The sequence below is a fragment of the Candidatus Saccharimonadales bacterium genome (genome assembly GCA_035697325.1).
GTDB lineage: Bacteria > Patescibacteriota > Saccharimonadia > Saccharimonadales > Saccharimonadaceae > JALRBM01.
The window spans coordinates 428,198-445,262 of record DASSDB010000002.1; the positions used below are offsets into that span (position 1 = coordinate 428,198).

At 46.8% G+C, this 17,065-nt stretch carries 18 protein-coding genes and 3 tRNA genes; 17 read left to right on the top strand and 4 right to left on the bottom strand.

Annotated features, from left to right (window positions below; translation table 11 throughout):
• Positions 1–1,749, bottom strand: a complete 1,749-nt coding sequence (locus tag VFH06_02765; GenBank protein HET6747003.1) for an ABC transporter ATP-binding protein — start codon at positions 1,747–1,749, stop codon at positions 1–3.
• Between the two features lie 205 nt (positions 1,750–1,954).
• Here VFH06_02765 and VFH06_02770 point away from each other — a divergent pair, with 205 nt between their 5' ends.
• Positions 1,955–2,860: a rhodanese-related sulfurtransferase gene (locus VFH06_02770; protein ID HET6747004.1), complete on the top strand. Its 906-nt coding sequence runs from the start codon at positions 1,955–1,957 to the stop codon at positions 2,858–2,860.
• A gap of 72 nt (positions 2,861–2,932) precedes the next feature.
• Here VFH06_02770 and VFH06_02775 read toward each other — a convergent pair whose 3' ends face one another.
• Positions 2,933–3,181, bottom strand: coding sequence for a DUF4342 domain-containing protein (locus VFH06_02775; protein HET6747005.1), 249 nt, complete (start codon positions 3,179–3,181; stop codon positions 2,933–2,935).
• Positions 3,182–3,258: 77 nt separating this feature from the next.
• On the opposite strand from VFH06_02775, the gene VFH06_02780 reads away from it, so the two are divergent.
• From VFH06_02780 to VFH06_02815, 8 genes are all read left to right on the top strand, one after another.
• Positions 3,259–4,752 carry an excinuclease ABC subunit UvrC gene (locus tag VFH06_02780; GenBank protein HET6747006.1) on the top strand — a complete coding sequence of 498 codons (1,494 nt, stop codon included), beginning with the start codon at positions 3,259–3,261 and terminating at the stop codon, positions 4,750–4,752.
• Between the two features lie 37 nt (positions 4,753–4,789).
• On the top strand, positions 4,790–5,404 hold the full coding sequence (locus VFH06_02785) for a prepilin-type N-terminal cleavage/methylation domain-containing protein (GenBank protein HET6747007.1): 615 nt from the start codon (positions 4,790–4,792) through the stop codon (positions 5,402–5,404).
• Positions 5,405–5,446: 42 nt separating this feature from the next.
• A complete protein-coding gene (locus VFH06_02790) occupies positions 5,447–5,836 on the top strand; it encodes a phage holin family protein (protein HET6747008.1) in 390 nt (129 codons plus the stop codon).
• A 3-nt stretch (positions 5,837–5,839) separates the two neighbouring features.
• Complete coding sequence (gene secG, locus VFH06_02795; protein ID HET6747009.1) at positions 5,840–6,073, top strand: preprotein translocase subunit SecG; 234 nt, start codon at positions 5,840–5,842, stop codon at positions 6,071–6,073.
• A gap of 11 nt (positions 6,074–6,084) precedes the next feature.
• Positions 6,085–7,878 carry a peptide ABC transporter substrate-binding protein gene (locus VFH06_02800; protein HET6747010.1) on the top strand — a complete coding sequence of 598 codons (1,794 nt, stop codon included), beginning with the start codon at positions 6,085–6,087 and terminating at the stop codon, positions 7,876–7,878.
• A 30-nt stretch (positions 7,879–7,908) separates the two neighbouring features.
• Positions 7,909–7,997: transfer RNA gene (locus tag VFH06_02805), tRNA-Leu, on the top strand.
• 131 nt (positions 7,998–8,128) lie between these two features.
• The gene (locus VFH06_02810) at positions 8,129–8,737 is read left to right on the top strand and encodes an HAD family hydrolase (protein ID HET6747011.1); all 609 of its coding nucleotides are present in this window, start codon (positions 8,129–8,131) and stop codon (positions 8,735–8,737) included.
• 109 nt (positions 8,738–8,846) lie between these two features.
• Positions 8,847–9,455 carry a hypothetical protein gene (locus tag VFH06_02815; GenBank protein HET6747012.1) on the top strand — a complete coding sequence of 203 codons (609 nt, stop codon included), beginning with the start codon at positions 8,847–8,849 and terminating at the stop codon, positions 9,453–9,455.
• Positions 9,456–9,519: 64 nt separating this feature from the next.
• Here the strand turns inward: VFH06_02815 and VFH06_02820 are convergent, their stop codons facing one another.
• Positions 9,520–10,113 carry an NlpC/P60 family protein gene (locus tag VFH06_02820; GenBank protein HET6747013.1) on the bottom strand — a complete coding sequence of 198 codons (594 nt, stop codon included), beginning with the start codon at positions 10,111–10,113 and terminating at the stop codon, positions 9,520–9,522.
• Between the two features lie 111 nt (positions 10,114–10,224).
• On the opposite strand from VFH06_02820, the gene VFH06_02825 reads away from it, so the two are divergent.
• The 6 genes from VFH06_02825 (at position 10,225) to ligA (ending at position 15,079) form a co-directional block, all read left to right on the top strand.
• Positions 10,225–10,298 (top strand) — tRNA-Cys (locus VFH06_02825).
• Between the two features lie 5 nt (positions 10,299–10,303).
• Positions 10,304–10,389 (top strand) — tRNA-Leu (locus VFH06_02830).
• Positions 10,390–10,494: 105 nt separating this feature from the next.
• The gene (locus VFH06_02835) at positions 10,495–11,094 is read left to right on the top strand and encodes a LemA family protein (GenBank protein ID HET6747014.1); all 600 of its coding nucleotides are present in this window, start codon (positions 10,495–10,497) and stop codon (positions 11,092–11,094) included.
• A 25-nt stretch (positions 11,095–11,119) separates the two neighbouring features.
• On the top strand, positions 11,120–12,001 hold the full coding sequence (locus tag VFH06_02840) for a M48 family metalloprotease (protein ID HET6747015.1): 882 nt from the start codon (positions 11,120–11,122) through the stop codon (positions 11,999–12,001).
• Positions 12,001–13,083, top strand: a complete 1,083-nt coding sequence (locus tag VFH06_02845; protein HET6747016.1) for a hypothetical protein — start codon at positions 12,001–12,003, stop codon at positions 13,081–13,083. Before VFH06_02840 ends, VFH06_02845 begins: the two co-directional genes overlap by 1 nt.
• A complete protein-coding gene (gene ligA / locus VFH06_02850) occupies positions 13,061–15,079 on the top strand; it encodes an NAD-dependent DNA ligase LigA (protein HET6747017.1) in 2,019 nt (672 codons plus the stop codon). The genes VFH06_02845 and ligA overlap by 23 nt, the downstream gene beginning before the upstream one ends.
• Here the strand turns inward: ligA and VFH06_02855 are convergent, their stop codons facing one another.
• Positions 15,080–15,673 carry an HD domain-containing protein gene (locus VFH06_02855; GenBank protein ID HET6747018.1) on the bottom strand — a complete coding sequence of 198 codons (594 nt, stop codon included), beginning with the start codon at positions 15,671–15,673 and terminating at the stop codon, positions 15,080–15,082.
• A gap of 34 nt (positions 15,674–15,707) precedes the next feature.
• Here VFH06_02855 and VFH06_02860 point away from each other — a divergent pair, with 34 nt between their 5' ends.
• Together VFH06_02860 and VFH06_02865 are read left to right on the top strand one after the other, a co-directional pair.
• The gene (locus VFH06_02860; GenBank protein ID HET6747019.1) at positions 15,708–16,292 is read left to right on the top strand and encodes a non-canonical purine NTP pyrophosphatase; all 585 of its coding nucleotides are present in this window, start codon (positions 15,708–15,710) and stop codon (positions 16,290–16,292) included.
• A 128-nt stretch (positions 16,293–16,420) separates the two neighbouring features.
• Positions 16,421–16,996, top strand: a complete 576-nt coding sequence (locus VFH06_02865; protein HET6747020.1) for a hypothetical protein — start codon at positions 16,421–16,423, stop codon at positions 16,994–16,996.
• The last annotated feature ends 69 nt before the right edge of the window (positions 16,997–17,065 follow it).

A 17,065-nucleotide genomic window follows, 5' to 3' on the forward strand; every position in this document is an offset into this window, starting at 1 on the left:
TTATTCCTCTATGAATCCGCCGCTCTGATGTGACCACAACTTAGCGTATGTACCTTTTTGTTTCAAAAGCTCGCTGTGCGATCCATCCTCAACAATCTTACCGTTTTCTAAAACGAGAATCCTATCAAGTTTGGCTATGGTAGAGAGCCGGTGTGCAACGACGATGCTCGTTCTGTTCTTCATCAGCTTTGCGAGGGCTTCTTGAATGAGTTTTTCGCTCTCGCTATCCAATGCCGACGTTGCTTCATCCAGCACGAGGATCGGCGCATTTTTTAATATGGCACGAGCAATCACAATACGCTGTCGCTGGCCGCCGCTGAGCTTGACGCCACGCTCACCAACCATTGTATCGAGGCCGTCGGGAAGTTTATCAATGAACTCCTCGGCGTTCGCCTGCTTGGCGGCATTACGTATCTCTTCGTCTGTTGCATCTGGTTTGCCATACGCGATGTTTTCGCGCAAAGAACGATGGAAGAGCAGCGGCTCTTGCGGTACGTAGGCAATGCTTTTTCTCAGCGAGCTCTGGGTGATCTTGGCGATATCTTGACCGTCGATAGTTATGGCGCCACTGTCCAAATTTGAAAATCGTAGGAGCAGGCGAGTAAGAGTGGTTTTACCTGATCCTGAATGACCAACAAGTCCGACGCGTTGACCGGGCTTGATCCTCATGTTGAAGTTATCAAAGAGAGTGTCTTGTGCGCCTCCATGGGTGAAGGTGACCCTGTCAAAAACAATCTCACCCTTAGTGACAGAAAGCGTGGTATCGGAAGTGTCTGTAACATCGGGAACAAGTTGCAAGATTTCGGTCATGTCGTGAGCATCCCCCATAAGACGGTTGTAGTTACGCATGATGCTGTTCATTTCCCAAAGCTGGCGCGCAACTGTAAAGGTATAGGTGACTGCCAAATACACGGTGCCAATTGAAATGATATGGTGCTCTGACGCCCAAATTGCGGCCACAAGTGCAGTAATATTGAGCAGCGTATTTATAGAGGAATATATACTACTCGTTTTTAGAAAAGCACTCATCATGGCGAGCGATTTTTCGCGCCACGTTTCAGCTCGTTCTGTCAGCTTTTCAAGTTCTTCAGTTTCATAGCCATGGGATTTTATGGTCATGACGTTTGTGACAGCATCGGCAACATAAGCGTTGGTTGCGGTGCTGGCCTGTGCCTCGGCTTTAGTGCGAGCAAACATATAGCGTGAGCCGATTATCACGGCGATGACGAAAATAATCGCCAGCCCGGCCAAGAAGAGTGCGTACTGCCAAAAGATGAAACTTAGGATGATGGTGGCCGACAAGACACTTGTAAGCGACGGCATTATCTGGAAGAAGATAGTATCCCAGAATCGTTCGAATGCTCCGACGAGTTTTGTCGTCTGCGAAACAAGTGCGCCACCAAAACGATCCGCATGAAAAGTGAGACTTTGCTGAGTGAGTGCCGTGAATATTTTTCGGTAAAGGTCACGCTGTGCCGCGGTTTCCATGGTCCACGTAAAGAAAAGATTAATACGCCAACCAAGAAGCTGTCCATAGATTTCTACGATGGTGTAAAGGAGGATGAGCGGCCAAGCTGCTTCAAGTGTGAGTGTTCCTGTTTGAAGTTGCTCGAGTAAGCGGGAAATGATGTAGGGACCGACAAACGACCCCACGAATGGGGTGAGGACCGTGCCGAGGAGTGCAAAGCAGGTACGAAAAGGATACCGCATTGCCCCGCGCCAAAATAGGGCGATGATCTGTTTTTGCATAAATAACCTCTAGTTAGATGAAATTTTGTTTGAATTTAGATAATTGGTAGCGGATCGGCTCGTCCGATCGTTTCCTAATTGAGAGGATTCGTGCCGCGAATCATACGATATTTTTAGTATACGGCGACTCTTTTGAAATGTAAATGCCAAGTGTCTTGGATAAGCTCGGAAAATGACAAAAAAAGTGGTATACTATAGTACGTTTATGGCTCAAAAAATACTTTTGTATTATAAATTTACTCCCATTGCTGATACTGAAATAATGCGGTTATGGCAAAAAACGCTGTGCGACAGCCTTAATCTTCGCGGCCGTATTTTGATTTCGCCCCATGGTTTGAACGGTACGGTGGGTGGTGATATTGAGGATCTTAAAAAATACATCAAGGCGACAAAAGAGTTCGCCGGCTTTAAGGGCACGGTCTTTAAATGGAGCGAAGGTAGCCGGGAGGATTTCCCGCGCATGAGCGTGAAGTCTAAAAAAGAGATCGTCGCATTTGATGCTGCTGATGAGCTGGAAGTCGATGAGAATGGTGTGGTGAATGGAGGTGTTCACTTAAAGCCTAAAGATGTTCATAAACTTGTGGACGAACGGGGGGATAATGTCGTCTTTTTCGACGGACGTAACCAATACGAAGCCAGTATAGGCAAGTTTAAAAATGCGGTTGTACCCGATACACGAACAAGCCGCGATTTCATAAAGGAACTTGAAAGTGGTAAGTATGACGATCTGAAAGATAAGCCCATTGTGACGTATTGTACTGGCGGGATCCGCTGCGAAATTCTCTCCGCGCTTATGAAGAACCGTGGATTTAAAGAAGTCTACCAGATTGATGGTGGTATCGTGAAGTACGGCGAAACTTATGGTGACGATGGCCTCTGGGAGGGGAGCCTTCATGTATTTGACGATCGTATGAAAGTTGATTTTTCTGATCATGCAAAGACGATCGGTGAGTGTACGCATTGTGGCGGACCCACCAATAATTACGAAAACTGCGCATTTGCGAATTGCAATAGTCTTGTGTTGATCTGTTTATTCTGTAAACAAAATCCTGACCTCCTTTTTCATACGGAAGAATGTAGAGCCCGGTCGGCAGAAGTCATAGCTCCCTGAGTTAACTACCGGCGTGATATTGGTCTGGTTGACCGGCTTCAGCGTAAATTTAAGTAACTCATTTAACTAAGGTTACTCTTCACGCCGTTCAACCACGATAGTACATTTCGTCACCAATGCCGCGATTGCTCCAACGGCGGCAAGTACAGGTGCAAAGAGTGCTCCGACAACACCGATGGTAAGAGGGAACTCAACCAATACTTTGCCTGACTCATCTTTAATAATAAGGCGACGAATATTGCCCTCGTTAATAAGCGATTTTACCTTTGCGATTAATTCTTCTCCGTTGACTGTAAATTCTTCGGTGTTTTTACTTGGCATGTTTATTCTCCTTATTCATTTGTTATATTGTTTCAGCTTTCCTATCTTACGGCAAGCCCTGCTGGTATACTAATGAGGTGAATAAACAGCTTGAGGCAAAACTAAAAACACTCCCACGAAATCCTGGGGTGTATTTTCATAAGGCAAAAACAGGCGAAATTATTTATGTTGGTAAGGCTGCCATTTTGAAAAATCGTGTGAAGCAGTATTTTCAAAAAACACGTGACATGGACCTCAAAACCCAGGCGCTGGTTGCTGAAATTGATATGACCGATTGGATAGAAACGGAAAGTGAGATTGATGCACTGTTTTTGGAAAGCGAGATGGTCAAGCGGTATATGCCGCGCTATAATATCTTGCTCCGCGACGACAAATCGCAGATGTTTGTGCGAATTGATATGAAGAGCGAGTGGCCTTTCGTGAGTTTTACACGTAACCCGGCAGATGATGGAGCGGATTATTTTGGCCCATACTATAACGGTTTTGCCGTGCGAAAGGCATTACGGTATTTACGTAAAAGTTTTCCGTACTTTACACGTCCACCAAAGTTGGGCCGACCTGATCTTGATGTACATCTTGGCTTGAGCCCTTCGGCTGATACAACCTCTACCGAATACAAAGCTACTCTAAAAAAACTGATCCGTTACCTGAAAGGCGAGCGCAAAACGTTAATACAAGAGCTTGAGCGTGACATGAAAACGGCCGCAAAGCTCCATGATTTTGAACAAGCGGCCATTTACCGCAACCGGCTTAATAATCTTAAAGAACTACAACGTCGTATTATGTTTGGCGATAAGGAGTTTCTTAATATTAGTAAGGACCAAGCTTTATCCGATCTGAAAGAATTACTTGGGCTGAAGGTTCTTCCCGCCCGCATAGAAGGATACGATATATCGCACATGAGCGGTACGAATGTGGTGGCGAGTATGGTGGTATTTACCAATGGAGTGAGTGATCGCGCGAATTACCGCAAGTTTAAAACCCGAATCGAACACAATAATGACTTCTACAATATGAACGAAACGATTCTTCGGCGTCTAAGTGAGAAGAACCTAAAGGCATGGGGCGTGCCCAATCTCGTGCTTATAGACGGTGGAAAAGGTCAGCTTTATGCGGCACTTCAGGCTCGCGATGTGCGTGATCAGCAGGCAATTCCTTTTATAGGAATCGCAAAAAAACAGGAACAGATCGTTATTCACCATACAAAATCAGGCGTGACGCTTAATAAAGAGAAGCTTGAGGAGCTCGAAGGATATGTGACAGTGACGGATGAATTTACTCTGGTTAACCTGCCTCACGCAAGTCATATTGTTAAACTTTTGCAGCGTATCCGCGACGAGTCGCACCGATTTGCGGTGAGCTATCACACGGTGCTCAAACGTGCCAAGCAGACGGCAAGTGATTTGGAAGAGATTCCCGGTATTGGGCCGGCAACTAGGCGCAAACTTATTCGTACGTTTGGGAGCCTTCGTGCCGTAAAAATGGCAGGCGATGAAGAGCTGTCTGCGGCAATTGGTGCCGCTAAAGCACAGACGCTTCGCCGCTATTTGCCACGTGACGAACGCGCATGATATAGTGACAGCAATAAACTATAAGCGGATCGGATAGATGGGCATATTCGGAAACAAACGCGCTCCCTCAAAAGGTTTTACGGTTGTCGAAATTATTACGGTGCTCGCCGTGATTGGTATTTTAGTGTCAATCGTGATCCTTCTTTATCCTGGATACCAAAAACGATCAAGAGATAATGAGCGCAAGAGCGATATGAGCCAATTGGCGGCAGCCATGGGCGCGTACGCTGTCCAGAAAAATAACTATATGAGCACAGGAAGCGGCTGCGGATTGTTTGGCGACGGTAGCGGTTGGATCAGTCTTGGCCCACCAGATGGCGGTGGTTGGTATCCAAAAGCAGTTACGACGTGTTTACAAGAGGCAGGCGTGATTTCGAATGCCAGTGATTTCATGGATCCTTTAGGGTGCAAGTCAGACTCGGGAGGTGTGTGCGGCTCATGGCAGTCTACACCGGCTCAGGCCTACATGAAGGCCACTTGCACGAAAAACGGCGCCCCGATCACCTACTTTATGACGCACCTTGAAACAGAACCGCTCAACAATTCAGCTATCGATGCGCTTTGCGACGTAGGGAGCCTCCCGTGGTTTGATGCCAACGGACAAAAATGGGGCACCAACTACGGTATGAACTACTATGTCGTGGCAAAGTAAACTCGACACGAGAGCCTTGCTACGCTATAGTAGGGGAAGCGTATGAAAAAACAATTTATTGTCTTTGTCCTCCGTTGGATATTGAACTCGTTTGGTTTGTGGGTGGCTGTTCGTATATTTGGAACAGGATATAGTGATGCCGAGCTTACAGCCAGTGTATGGGTATTTCTTTTTGCCGGACTTATCTTTTCGGTGATAAACGCAGTATTACGGCCGGTTATAATCATTTTGTCGCTTCCTGCGATTCTCGTGACACTTGGCCTGTTTACCATTATCGTGAACGGCTTCATGGTTTATGTGTCTCTTATCTTGGCTCCTGGGCTTCATATGACATTCTGGAATTCAGTACTTACCGGGCTCGTACTCAGTTTGGTAAACTATATAGTAAGCAGTGCGCTTGAACTTCACTATTCTCGGGTACAGGGGAGATAAAATATGAATATTGATAGTATTTTGCAAATTATTACCGTCGCTTCCGCGCTTCTAATGGTTGTTTCCGTTTTGTTGCAGCAGCGCGGCGCAACGTTGGGAGCAGGGTTTGGCAGTTCCGGAGAACTTTACACGACTCGCCGTGGTCTCGACAAGAATCTGTTTGAAGTAACGATTATTTTTGCAGTTATTTTCGTCTTGTCTATTTTAACAGGCCTGCTGCTACCGGCATTTCGATAGGAGTTATAGGCGTGGGCAACGACGAAGATAAAAAAGGATGGAAGCAATTTCAAAAGCTTTCATTTGATAGCCGTCGTTTTTCAAAACGAGTTAAAAAGGCCGAAGGTGCGACGATGCGTCATGCCAAGCGGTTTATTACAACCCGTCTGGATAATATCCGTAATGTCCGTCGCCAGGTTATCAGCTGGCTTTTATTGATTGGGGTTATGTTGTTTGCAGTTGGCGCCCAATTTATGTGGTTTAGAGATAGCTATCAAACCGTGGCAGCGGCTCCGGGCGGAACATACGCTGAGGGGTCACTAGGGCCTATCGAAACGCTCAATCCGTTGTATGCATCGTCGAGTGCCGAAATTTCCGCAAGCCGGCTTTTGTTTTCTTCCCTTTATACCTATGATTCAACGGGACATCTTCATGGTGATCTTGCTACGTCGCTTCAGGCGGAAGCAGGTGGTACGGCGTACATAGTAAAACTACGCTCCGACGCGAAATGGCAAGATGGTACCGCACTTACGGCTAAAGATGTTGCGTTTACGGTAAATCTTATTAAAAATCCCGAAACTCGATCACCACTCCGCATTAACTGGCGAGATATCAACGTCACAGCAAAGGATGATTCTACGCTTGAATTTAAACTGCCCGCAACCTATGCAGCTTTTCCGTTTGCACTGACATTTCCCATCTTGCCTCAGCACATTTTAAGCGATGTGGCGCCTGCGGCAATTCGTGAAAATACGTTCAGTCGCTCCCCTACGGGTAGTGGTCCTTTTTCGTTCCGCTTACTTCAGTCTGCGGGAGACTCACACAAAGTAGTACACATGGTAGCGAACGATCACTACTACGATGGTGCACCGCTATTAAGCCGCTTTGAGGTGCATGCGTACGGTACGCAAGAGGCGATCGTAGGTGCTCTAAGAAGTGGTGAGGTCGGTGCGGCGACGGATATTACTGGTGTTGATACGTCCCAGATTGATACGCAAAATTACGACATTATAAATAAGCCGATCAATAGCGGTGTGTATGCGCTGCTTAATACCGCAAGTCCACTCCTAAAAGATAAAGAACTCCGAAAAGCACTCCAGATAGGAACCGATACCAAAGCAGTGCGAGAAAGCCTTGGCGTGAAAGTACCCGCGCTCGATCTGCCGTTTGTGAATGGGCAAGTAACCGGCATTGATGTGCAAGCTCCCTCATATGATCCGACTAAAGCGGCGGCTATGCTTGATGCCAGCGGGTGGGTCGTAAAGGATGGTATTCGCCAAAAGGGAGAGCAGAAACTTGCCCTTAATGTAATTACGACAAAAAACCGACAATATGAAAAGGCCCTGGAAACGTTGGCGGGACAATGGCGCAAGCTAAATATAGGGGTGAGTACAAAAGTTGTCGACCCTAATGACCCTTCTATAAACTTCGTACAGGGGATTTTGCAAACCCGCGATTATGATGTACTCCTCTATGAATTGTTTATTGGTGCAGATCCAGATGTGTACGCATACTGGCACTCTTCGCAAACGGTCGCAAACGGCTATAATTTTGCGAACTATACCAACAGGGCGGCAGATGACGCTTTGGCGAGCGCTCGCTCACGATTGGAGCCAACACTTCGTGCGGTGAAGTATGTCGTATTTGCACACCAGTGGATTGATGATGCCCCTGCCATTGGACTTTACCAGGCGACTTCCGAGTATGCTTTCAATAAACATACTCATTCGCTAGATACGAATACCCAGCTCGTTTCTTCATATGATCGCTATGCGGACGTGCTCGACTGGAGTGTTAATCAGCGATCTGTTTACAAAACACCGTAGCTAAGCTATAATCGTACGAGATTAGCTCATGCGCGAGTGGCGGAATTGGTAGACGCGTCAGCTTGAGGGGCTGGTGGCCGCTTTAGGCCGTGGAGGTTCAAGTCCTCTCTCGCGCACCAAAGCAAAACCCGGTCAATGACCGGGTTTTGCTTTGGTGCGCAACCATTGGGTATGTTAATTTATTATGTTTGACAGTTTGTCTACTATATAATACCATTGTCGCGGCTCTATCCTAATGAAAGGGACCTTTATGTTTAGTGAAGTTGAGGCAGTTATTTTCGACCAGGGCGGGGTCTTGTCTCGGGGAGGTGAGAAGGGAGCGAACGAGAATGCTGCTGCGCGGGCCATGGGTCTGGGCGGTACTATCGATGTTCCTGATCTCATCGAGGATCTGAAGCGAGGCAGGATCGACAACACTCAATATGTGGAAGGAGTTAATCTTCGCTATCCCAACGCGCCGGTCAGGCTCACGGATGCGATGTGGGACGATGTTTACGCATCGCTGAAGCCAGAGCCGCTGGCATACGACCTCGTTCGCCGGTGCCGGGAATCCGGGCGACGAGTGGGCTTACTTTCGAACATCAATCCGGCCATGGCCAAGCGTTTGCGGTCGGACGGTTCATACCAGATGTTCGACCCGCTCGTGCTCTCCTGCTATGTCGGCTATGCCAAGCCGGATCCGGAGATCTACGCCGCCGTCGAAGCCGGCCTGCCGGGTATCGAGCGTGGGAAGATTCTTCTGCTCGATGATCAGGAAAAGTGTGTCGCCGGCGCGCGTAGCCGTGGTTGGCAGGCGCTGAAAGTGACGAGTCCGGAGCGAATGGTCGATGAAGTGAATACGCTTCTCGGCCTGCGTTAAGCAACACCCCAGGGGGTCGGCCTGGCTGTAGTATTGTGCAGCCAGGCCATTTAAATTCCTCAAGATATCGTTGTTTTATCGTCGGATTAGTCGTACTATGAATGTAATTATGAGGTTAGCAGTTTTACGGCAAAAGCAATTTCACGAACCTGTATGGCATGTCGTTATCGCATTGTTGGCTATAATGCTTTTGCAATTATTTCTTGTTGATTATCTTAACGCCGAAATTCGCTATGTACTTATAGGGCTTGAGGGGCTCCTACTTATTTGTATAGGCACGAAGCTTGTAAGGCAAAACACGCAGCGGATATTGGCGATTATATTTCTTGCACTGCTTTCAATCGTAAATGTAGTTTCACTTGCGGTGGTTATTTACGACTTAACCCACGATGCTCATACCGATGGCCATCAACTATTGCTTTCGAGCGTAGGTATTTATCTTACGAATATCATCGTGTTTGGTATATGGTTTTGGGAGCTCGATAATACGAGGAAATCACAGACAGATTTTCAATTTCCTCAGTCAACACTAAAGCCGAATTGGCGCCCGACCTTCTTTGACTATATCTACGTGTCGGTAACGAATGCGACGGCATTCAGCCCTACGGATACGCTGCCGCTGTCTCACCGGGCCAAACTTTTAATGACGATTCAGTCGGTTGTTTCACTGGTCATAGTTGTGCTTGTCACGGCTCGGGCGGTGAATATTCTTACCTAAAAAAGCAAAGAGCCGCAAGATGACGCGGCCCGATGCTTCGGTATACCACGCGCTTTCTGGCGGCTTATTTTGTGAAACGAAGCGCGGCGTCGAATTCGCCGTAATTAACGTTGTCGCGCTGACGAACCTGTAACTTGACAGGTCCTTTGCTCGTCGCGGCTTCGAAGATGGTTAACTTACCATCTCCTCCGTTGCTTACTACGATAACGACATGGTCGACATCGTTCTTCCGTTTCTTCAGCCGATACATAATGTCACCGGCTTTTGCTTCTGTGAATGGGATTTGGGTCCAGTGTTTGCTGTTTCGAAAACTTGCCGCCGTATTGTTCTCATTGACCTGTGTGGCCTCAAAAACGGCACGATCTACCAACCCGCTACAGTCGAGCCCACTTCCGGGTTTGAAGCTTGCGGGAGGATGCCCGCCGCCCCAGACATAACGCTCGCCATCGTACTTTTGCGCGGCCGCTAGGATGGCGCTTCCATCAGCACTGACTTCGGTTTCTGAAGCAGCGAAATGCCACTCGTTTGGGGAAACGCTGGAAACCCAATCGGAGACTCCCCACCACTCATGTGACTGGCCAATGGCAATGCCAAGGACGACAAGACAAACGACAACACCCGCGCCTCCGCTTCCAGTGTCTTTAGGGGGCTTGGTCAACAGAATCACCTCGTCTTTTTGGTACAAGAAGCTGTCTATTTTATATCATATAAGAATAATTACGTAAAATATATACGCTCCTTCCTCTAGGTTTGGTATAATGACCTAGATGGCGCGTTGGCGGAGCGGTGACGCAGAGGTCTGCAAAACCTTTTAGACGGGTTCGACTCCCGTACGTGCCTCCATATATGCGCGGATGGCGGAATTGGTAGACGCGAGGGACTTAAAATCCCTTGTCCAAAAGACGTGCGGGTTCGATTCCCGCTCTGCGCACCAGAATTTATTTGAAAAACTCTTTGGATTTTCCTGAGAGTTTTTCTATGTTTTTAGGTGTCATTACTCCGATAATCTATGTCTTTAGGCCTTGAAGATGATATAATAATGTCACTAATCAATGTAGCTACAGCAAAGGGGATAACGAAAATGATGGCAGTATGGATTATTTTAGGGGTGGTCGTGCTCTTGGGTTTGTTCTTATGGATGACCTACAACGGGCTCGTTACGCTCAAGATTCGTGTCGATGAAGCGTGGAGCGATATCACTATTCAGCTGAAGCGCCGTCTTGATCTTATTCCAAACCTTATCAACAGTGTAAAGGGGTATGCCGCTCACGAATCAGGTGTTTTTGAAAAAGTAACCGAAGCCCGTGCCAATACTCTTAATGCAAAAGGTGTGAAAGAAACAGCAGTGGCCGAAAATGAGTTCGAAGGTGCTCTAAAAAGCCTGTTCGCTGTGGCAGAAAGCTACCCCGATCTTAAAGCCAACCAGAATTTCCTCCAACTACAGCAAGAGCTGGTTGATACGGAAGATAAAATCCAGGCGTCACGTCGGTTCTATAACAGTGGCGTTCGGGATTTAAATACTAAAATTCAGGTATTTCCAAATAACCTCTTCGCTGGTATGCTCGGTTTTAAGCAGCGAGAATTCTTTGAAGTTGAAGATATGGCCAGTGTTGAAAAACCTGTTGAAGTTAAATTTTAATACGGTTCTTTAGACTTTTATTTATATGTACAGTGCAATAGCAGCCAACAAGCGAAACACGATAATCATCATGGCACTTTTTATAGGGCTTGTTGGTGCTGTGGGCTGGACAATCAGCTACTTCTACGGTAATCATTCTATCGCCTATTGGGTTATTGGTGTGGCTGCAATATATGCACTAATTCAATACTTTTTGGCGGCAAAATTAGCAACACTTGTAACGGGTGCAAAAGAAATAGAAAAAAGGGACAATCCACGGCTATACCGAATTGTAGAGAATCTTACGATTACGACAGGTATGCCGATGCCGAAAGTATACGTTATTGACGACCCTGCTCCGAATGCATTTGCAACTGGGCGCGATCCAAAGCATGCGATTGTAGCGGCGACAACAGGTATTCTTGAAGTTATGAATGATCGGGAATTAGAAGCAGTGATGGCGCATGAAATTAGCCATGTCCGTAACTATGATATTCGGGTAAGTATGATCGCCTTCGGGTTGGTAAGCGCGATCGGTATTCTTTCGGATATCGCACTCCGTATGATGTTTTTTGGGGACCACCGTGATAATAACAATAGCAGTAACCCGATAGTTTTAGTCATAGGCATTGTGTTGATTATACTCGCCCCCATTATCGCTACCCTTATCCAACTTGCGATCAGTCGTCAACGAGAATATTTAGCTGATGCAAGCGGTGTCATGACAACACGCGATTCAGAAGGGCTCGCACAAGCCCTAGAGAAGTTAAAAGAGTATGGACGTCCTATGAAACAGCAGAGCTCAACTACTGCGCATTTATTTTTAAACGATCCACTAAAACCAGGCTTCTTTAGTAAGTTATTCAGCACACACCCACCGCTTGACGAACGTATCGTGCGACTTCGTAACAATGCCGAGAAATTTTGATGGTACAAAAAAATAAAAAAGCAAAGGCATTAGGCGAGAAGAGCGCGGCAAAGGAGTCCCGGAAAAATTGGGCAAAACAGTGGCTAGTCATGCTGCGCGGTAAGTTAGAGAACTTAAAACTTCGTCGGCCGCACCGCAGTTTCAAACGGACGTATAAACGTGATTACGCTCGTTCATTGAAAATTCCTGGATATTGGGCATTCACGAATGAAGTGCGCGCCACACTCTGGAAGCATAAAAAAACATTCTCCTGGCTCGTTGTGGTTTATGGCGCTCTTACAGCAGCTATTATCGGCATCGCTTCGCAAACAGCCTACGAAGACTATAGTAATACTTTGAAGGAGAGCGGTGACCAGCTTTTCCAGGGCAACTGGTGGGAAGCGGGTAGAGCGGGTATATTGCTTGCATCAGGCGTACTCGGTAGTCTTAATAATGCACCAAACGATGTAGAGAAATTTGTTGCGGTTCTTCTGGGATTGATGGTGTGGCTTACTACCATATGGTTACTGCGCGCCATGATAGCCGGTAAAAAGCCGAAATTTCGTGATGGTCTGTATAACTCGAGCGCTCCGCTTGTCTCCACGGCGCTTGTATTTGCTGTCGGTGTAATTCAGTTGCTTCCGGTAGCCTTGGCGGCAATCGCATTTGCGGCGGGCTCGAGCTCCGGTTTGATCAATGATGGTATCGAGGCAATGATATTCTGGCTTTTTGAAATACTGCTCCTAGCTCTCTCACTTTATTGGATAACGAGCACATTATTTGCACTCGTCCTTGTGACACTCCCCGGCATGTACCCTATGCGGGCGATTGAAACGGCAGGAGATTTAGTCATTGGGCGTCGCCTTCGCATCTTGCTGCGGTTTATTTGGCTATTTGCACTGACAATTGTCGTATGGGCGATCATCATAATTCCAATTATCTTCTTCGATGCCTGGATAAAAAGTGTGTGGCCGGCGATCCAGTGGTTTCCGTTAGTGCCTATTTGTCTGCTTATCCTTGCTTCAATTAGTATAGTTTGGCTCAGCTCGTATACGTATTTGCTTTACAGAAAGGTAGTCGATGACGATGCATCACCAGCCTGAAACACGCGCAAAAGAACTTCGTGAATTACTGGCAAGATATAGTTATGAATACCATGTGCTCGATAAGCCATCGGTTGACGATGCGGTATATGATAGTTTGTTTGGTGAACTGAAGAAGCTGGAAGCCGAGCACCCCGAGCTCATTACTTCAGACAGCCCAACGCAACGCGTAGGTGGTGAGTTGCTTGGTGGTTTCCAAAAAGTGCAGCATTCAAGCCGCATGCTCAGCCTCAATGACGTGTTTGATCGTAAAGAGGTTGAGGCTTGGGTGCAGCGTATGGACAAACTGCTTCCTGGTCGCCAGCATGAATTTTTTGCAGATATCAAAATGGATGGACTTGCGTGTGCGCTTATCTACCAAGACGGTGTTTTAGTGCAAGCTGTAACACGTGGTGACAGTTTTATCGGAGAAGATGTCACGGCAAATGTCCGTACGATCAGCAACGTCCCGCTGCGATTGCGATATGACCCTCAATTTAAAACCTTCCTCAAAGGCCGCACAGAAATTCGCGGTGAAATCGTCATGCTCAAAAAAGATTTTGCTGCTCTGAATAAAAAACGCCTTGAACGTGGCGAGCCGGAGTTTGCGAACCCGCGTAATTTGGCTGCGGGAACGATTCGCCAGCTCGATCCAAAGCTTGTTGCCGCCCGCCCGCTCCATTTTAGGGCATATGACCTCATCAGAAATACAGCAAGTGATATTCCGACGAATATGTTTGCCTACGAAGCTCTCTCAGCACTCGGACTTACTCGTAATAAACAGGCGAGTGTGTTCGACAACCTGGACGGAGTAATGAAGTTTGTCGATGAATGGGACAAAAAACGTGGAGACCTGCCCTTCAATACTGATGGTCTTGTTATTAAAGTAAACAACCGCGCGCAGTTTGCCGAGCTTGGTGTTGTAGGTAAGCAGCCACGTGCCGCTGTGGCTTATAAATATGCCGCCGAACAGGCAACGACAATTGTAAAAGATATCGTCATTAGTATTGGCCGCACTGGGGCGGCAACCCCGGTAGCAGTGTTTGATCCCGTTGTGGTAGCGGGAACGACGGTGCAGCATGCCAGTCTTCATAACGCCGACGAGATAGCCAGGCTTGATGTTCGGGTTGGAGATACGGTGATTATCTTTAAAGCCGGTGATATTATTCCTCAGGTAAAGAGTGTCGTTACAGAGCTTCGACCAAAAGGGACCCACGCCGTAAACTACGAAGCCTTACTAAAAGCTCAATACCCAGAATTAGAGTTTGATCGACCGGAAGGTGAGGCGGTGTACCGGGTCAAAGGCGCGTCTGGCCCGTTATTATTAAAGCGAGGTCTCGAGCACTTTGCCTCAAAAGGCGCGCTTGATATCGATACGCTTGGTGAAAAGAATGTCGTGGCTTTGGTGGAGGCCGGATTTGTTGCTGATCTTGCCGATATTTATTCCCTGACCAAAGAACAATTACTGACACTGGATCGTTTTGCTGAAATATCGGCCTCGAAGCTTATCTCTGCTATTCAGGACAAGAAGCACCCTCAGCTTGAAAAGTTTATTTATGGGCTTGGTATTCGCCACGTAGGAGCGCAGACAGCTGTCGATCTTGCAAAAACATTCGAGTCGATTGATGGCTTACAGCATGCAAGTGGGGATGAGCTGGAGGCGATTGAAGGCGTGGGAACTGTCGTTGCAGAAAGTATCTTAGGGTGGTTTGCGGACGAAGATAATATCCTACTTTTGGAAAAATTCAAAGATCTTGGTGTTCATCCGGTATATAAAAAGGCAGCCGGTAAGCTTGTGGGTCAAAACTTTGTGGTTACAGGAACGCTAGAGACTATGGGGCGCGATGAGGCGGCTGATAAAATTCGTCAGCAAGGCGGTACCTTTCAAACCTCCGTTGCAAAGGATACAACCTATCTTGTAGCTGGTGGAAACGTGGGTGCTAGTAAGCTTGAGAAGGCTAAAAAATACGGCACGAAAATCATCGATGAGCAGGCTCTGTTGGCACTTTTGAAATAACTATAGTTTTGGTTTGTGCATATTACCGCGCTCTTCAAGCCATACAATAATTTGGTCGTAATACGGCGCAACGTAGTCGGAAACGAGAATAGTCACTTTGTTTTTTCGTTCCATATCAAGGGTAATTTTGTGCCGATTCCAAAAGTCGCTACCTTCGCCTTGCTCAATAATAATGAGCGGAAGAATTTTATCGACTGCTTTTACAAATTTTGCCTCTTCATCTATCTTTTCTTTGTAACCTTTTGCGTAATCGACCATTTCGGAAAAATCCGGCCATTCTTCGTAAAGTGTCTCAATTGCGGCATCCTCCCGTTCGGATTTGCTGGCAACTTCTGCTGTGTCGGCAAAAACGAATGTGTCGCCAGCATGAAGCTCCACAATATCGTGAGACAACGCATATTTGAAGATCTTTTCCAGGTTGAGATCGGGTGCTATCTTTGGCGCTAGGTACCAGCAGGTGAGCGCTAGCCCGTAGCTATGATCCACGTCATTCTCAAGCCGATTGGTGTCACTAAGCAGGGGTACTCGTGTTACCTTACTAAAGTCTGCGACAAACTGCTGTAGATCGGCGATGCGTTCAATCGAGGGTTCCATAGGAGTACTATATCACGTATGCTACAGTAAAAGCATGACCGAGACGAAGGAGAGCGTAATGGATGACCTCCCTGTATTTATTACTGGCAATCAAGATAAAGCAAATTATCTGGCGAGTATGCTGGGCATTTCGCTTGAGCATCAAAAAGTGTCGCTTGATGAATTACAGTCAACACATTTGGAAGAAATTGTTGAGCACAAAGTCAAGCAAGCATACAGCATACTTCAGAAGCCCGTATTGGTCGAAGATGTCTCGCTTGGTTTTACGGCACTCGGTGGCCTCCCGGGGCCTTTCATTAAATTTTTTGTAGAAACTCCTGATGGACTCGAAAACGTATGTCGTATGCTGGATGGCTTTTCTGACCGCTCGGCTGTTGCCGAATGCGTTTTCGGGTACTATGATGGCCAGCGTATAGAAACGTTTCGAGGGAGCTTAAAGGGAACTATTGCAAAGCACCCACGAGGTCAAAATGGATATGGTTGGGATACCATTTTTGAACCGTTAGGTTACGGAGGTAAAACTCGTGCCGAGTTAGGCCCAGAAGATGATAAGCATACGTACGAAATGATAAAACCGTTTCAAGCGTTGAGGGATTTTCTTGGAAAGGAAGCCAGCTGACGATGCGTTTTATAAAGACAGATAGGCTGTACTGCTTTTCGCCGCCTATTATGATACTGACATTTCTTCTTGAAATAGGTTTTGCCGCCTATATACTATTTCGGCACAAGTTAACATCCATATCTCGCTTGGCAATAGCCATCCTTGTGGGTTTGGCCGTTTTTCAGCTTGCGGAGTTTAATGTCTGTGAAGGAGCATGGGGCGTCGATAGTCTTATGTGGGCACGGATAGGATACGTCGCAATTACACTACTGCCTCCTCTTGGACTTCACCTTGCAACGAAGCTTGCCGGTAAGAAGCAGCCAATTCTTGTTGGTATTAGCTATTTGAGCGCCGCAGCGTTTGCCATACTATTCCTTTTTGTTGGTCATGGCATGACCGCACAGCAATGTCTTGGCAACTATGTTATATTTTCTATCGCTTCATGGTCGGTTATTCCATATACGATTTATTACTATGGCTGGCTGGTGGTGGCGGTTGCCTACTCAATATATTGGGCGCTGCGTCGAAAAGGAGCGGTACGATCAGCGCTCTTAGCGCTCGCAGTCGGATATCTTGCGTTTATTATTCCGACTACAGCAGTTAATATTATCGATCCTTCTACTATTGCAGGTATTCCTTCGATCATGTGTGGATTTGCTATTATCTTGGCCTTGATTCTAACATTAAAAGTTGTGCCTTTGGCGGTAGGCAAGAAACCCTAACATGGCACGACAAGACAAAAAGAAGCTGACTAAAAAGCAGTATATTGTCGCTATTGCACAGGTGGGAAA

What these genes read in the sequence shown, in the direction of transcription:
- VFH06_02765 (HET6747003.1), bottom strand. Translation starts at nt 1,749, where the DNA reads ATGCAAAAACAGATCATCGCCCTATTTTGGCGCGGGGCAATGCGGTAT.
- VFH06_02770 (HET6747004.1), top strand. Translation starts at nt 1,955, where the DNA reads ATGGCTCAAAAAATACTTTTGTATTATAAATTTACTCCCATTGCTGAT.
- VFH06_02775 (HET6747005.1), bottom strand. Translation starts at nt 3,181, where the DNA reads ATGCCAAGTAAAAACACCGAAGAATTTACAGTCAACGGAGAAGAATTA.
- VFH06_02785 (HET6747007.1), top strand. Translation starts at nt 4,790, where the DNA reads ATGGGCATATTCGGAAACAAACGCGCTCCCTCAAAAGGTTTTACGGTT.
- VFH06_02790 (HET6747008.1), top strand. Translation starts at nt 5,447, where the DNA reads ATGAAAAAACAATTTATTGTCTTTGTCCTCCGTTGGATATTGAACTCG.
- secG (HET6747009.1), top strand. Translation starts at nt 5,840, where the DNA reads ATGAATATTGATAGTATTTTGCAAATTATTACCGTCGCTTCCGCGCTT.
- VFH06_02810 (HET6747011.1), top strand. Translation starts at nt 8,129, where the DNA reads ATGTTTAGTGAAGTTGAGGCAGTTATTTTCGACCAGGGCGGGGTCTTG.
- VFH06_02815 (HET6747012.1), top strand. Translation starts at nt 8,847, where the DNA reads ATGAGGTTAGCAGTTTTACGGCAAAAGCAATTTCACGAACCTGTATGG.
- VFH06_02835 (HET6747014.1), top strand. Translation starts at nt 10,495, where the DNA reads ATGTCACTAATCAATGTAGCTACAGCAAAGGGGATAACGAAAATGATG.
- VFH06_02840 (HET6747015.1), top strand. Translation starts at nt 11,120, where the DNA reads ATGTACAGTGCAATAGCAGCCAACAAGCGAAACACGATAATCATCATG.
- VFH06_02845 (HET6747016.1), top strand. Translation starts at nt 12,001, where the DNA reads ATGGTACAAAAAAATAAAAAAGCAAAGGCATTAGGCGAGAAGAGCGCG.
- ligA (HET6747017.1), top strand. Translation starts at nt 13,061, where the DNA reads ATGACGATGCATCACCAGCCTGAAACACGCGCAAAAGAACTTCGTGAA.
- VFH06_02855 (HET6747018.1), bottom strand. Translation starts at nt 15,673, where the DNA reads ATGGAACCCTCGATTGAACGCATCGCCGATCTACAGCAGTTTGTCGCA.
- VFH06_02860 (HET6747019.1), top strand. Translation starts at nt 15,708, where the DNA reads ATGACCGAGACGAAGGAGAGCGTAATGGATGACCTCCCTGTATTTATT.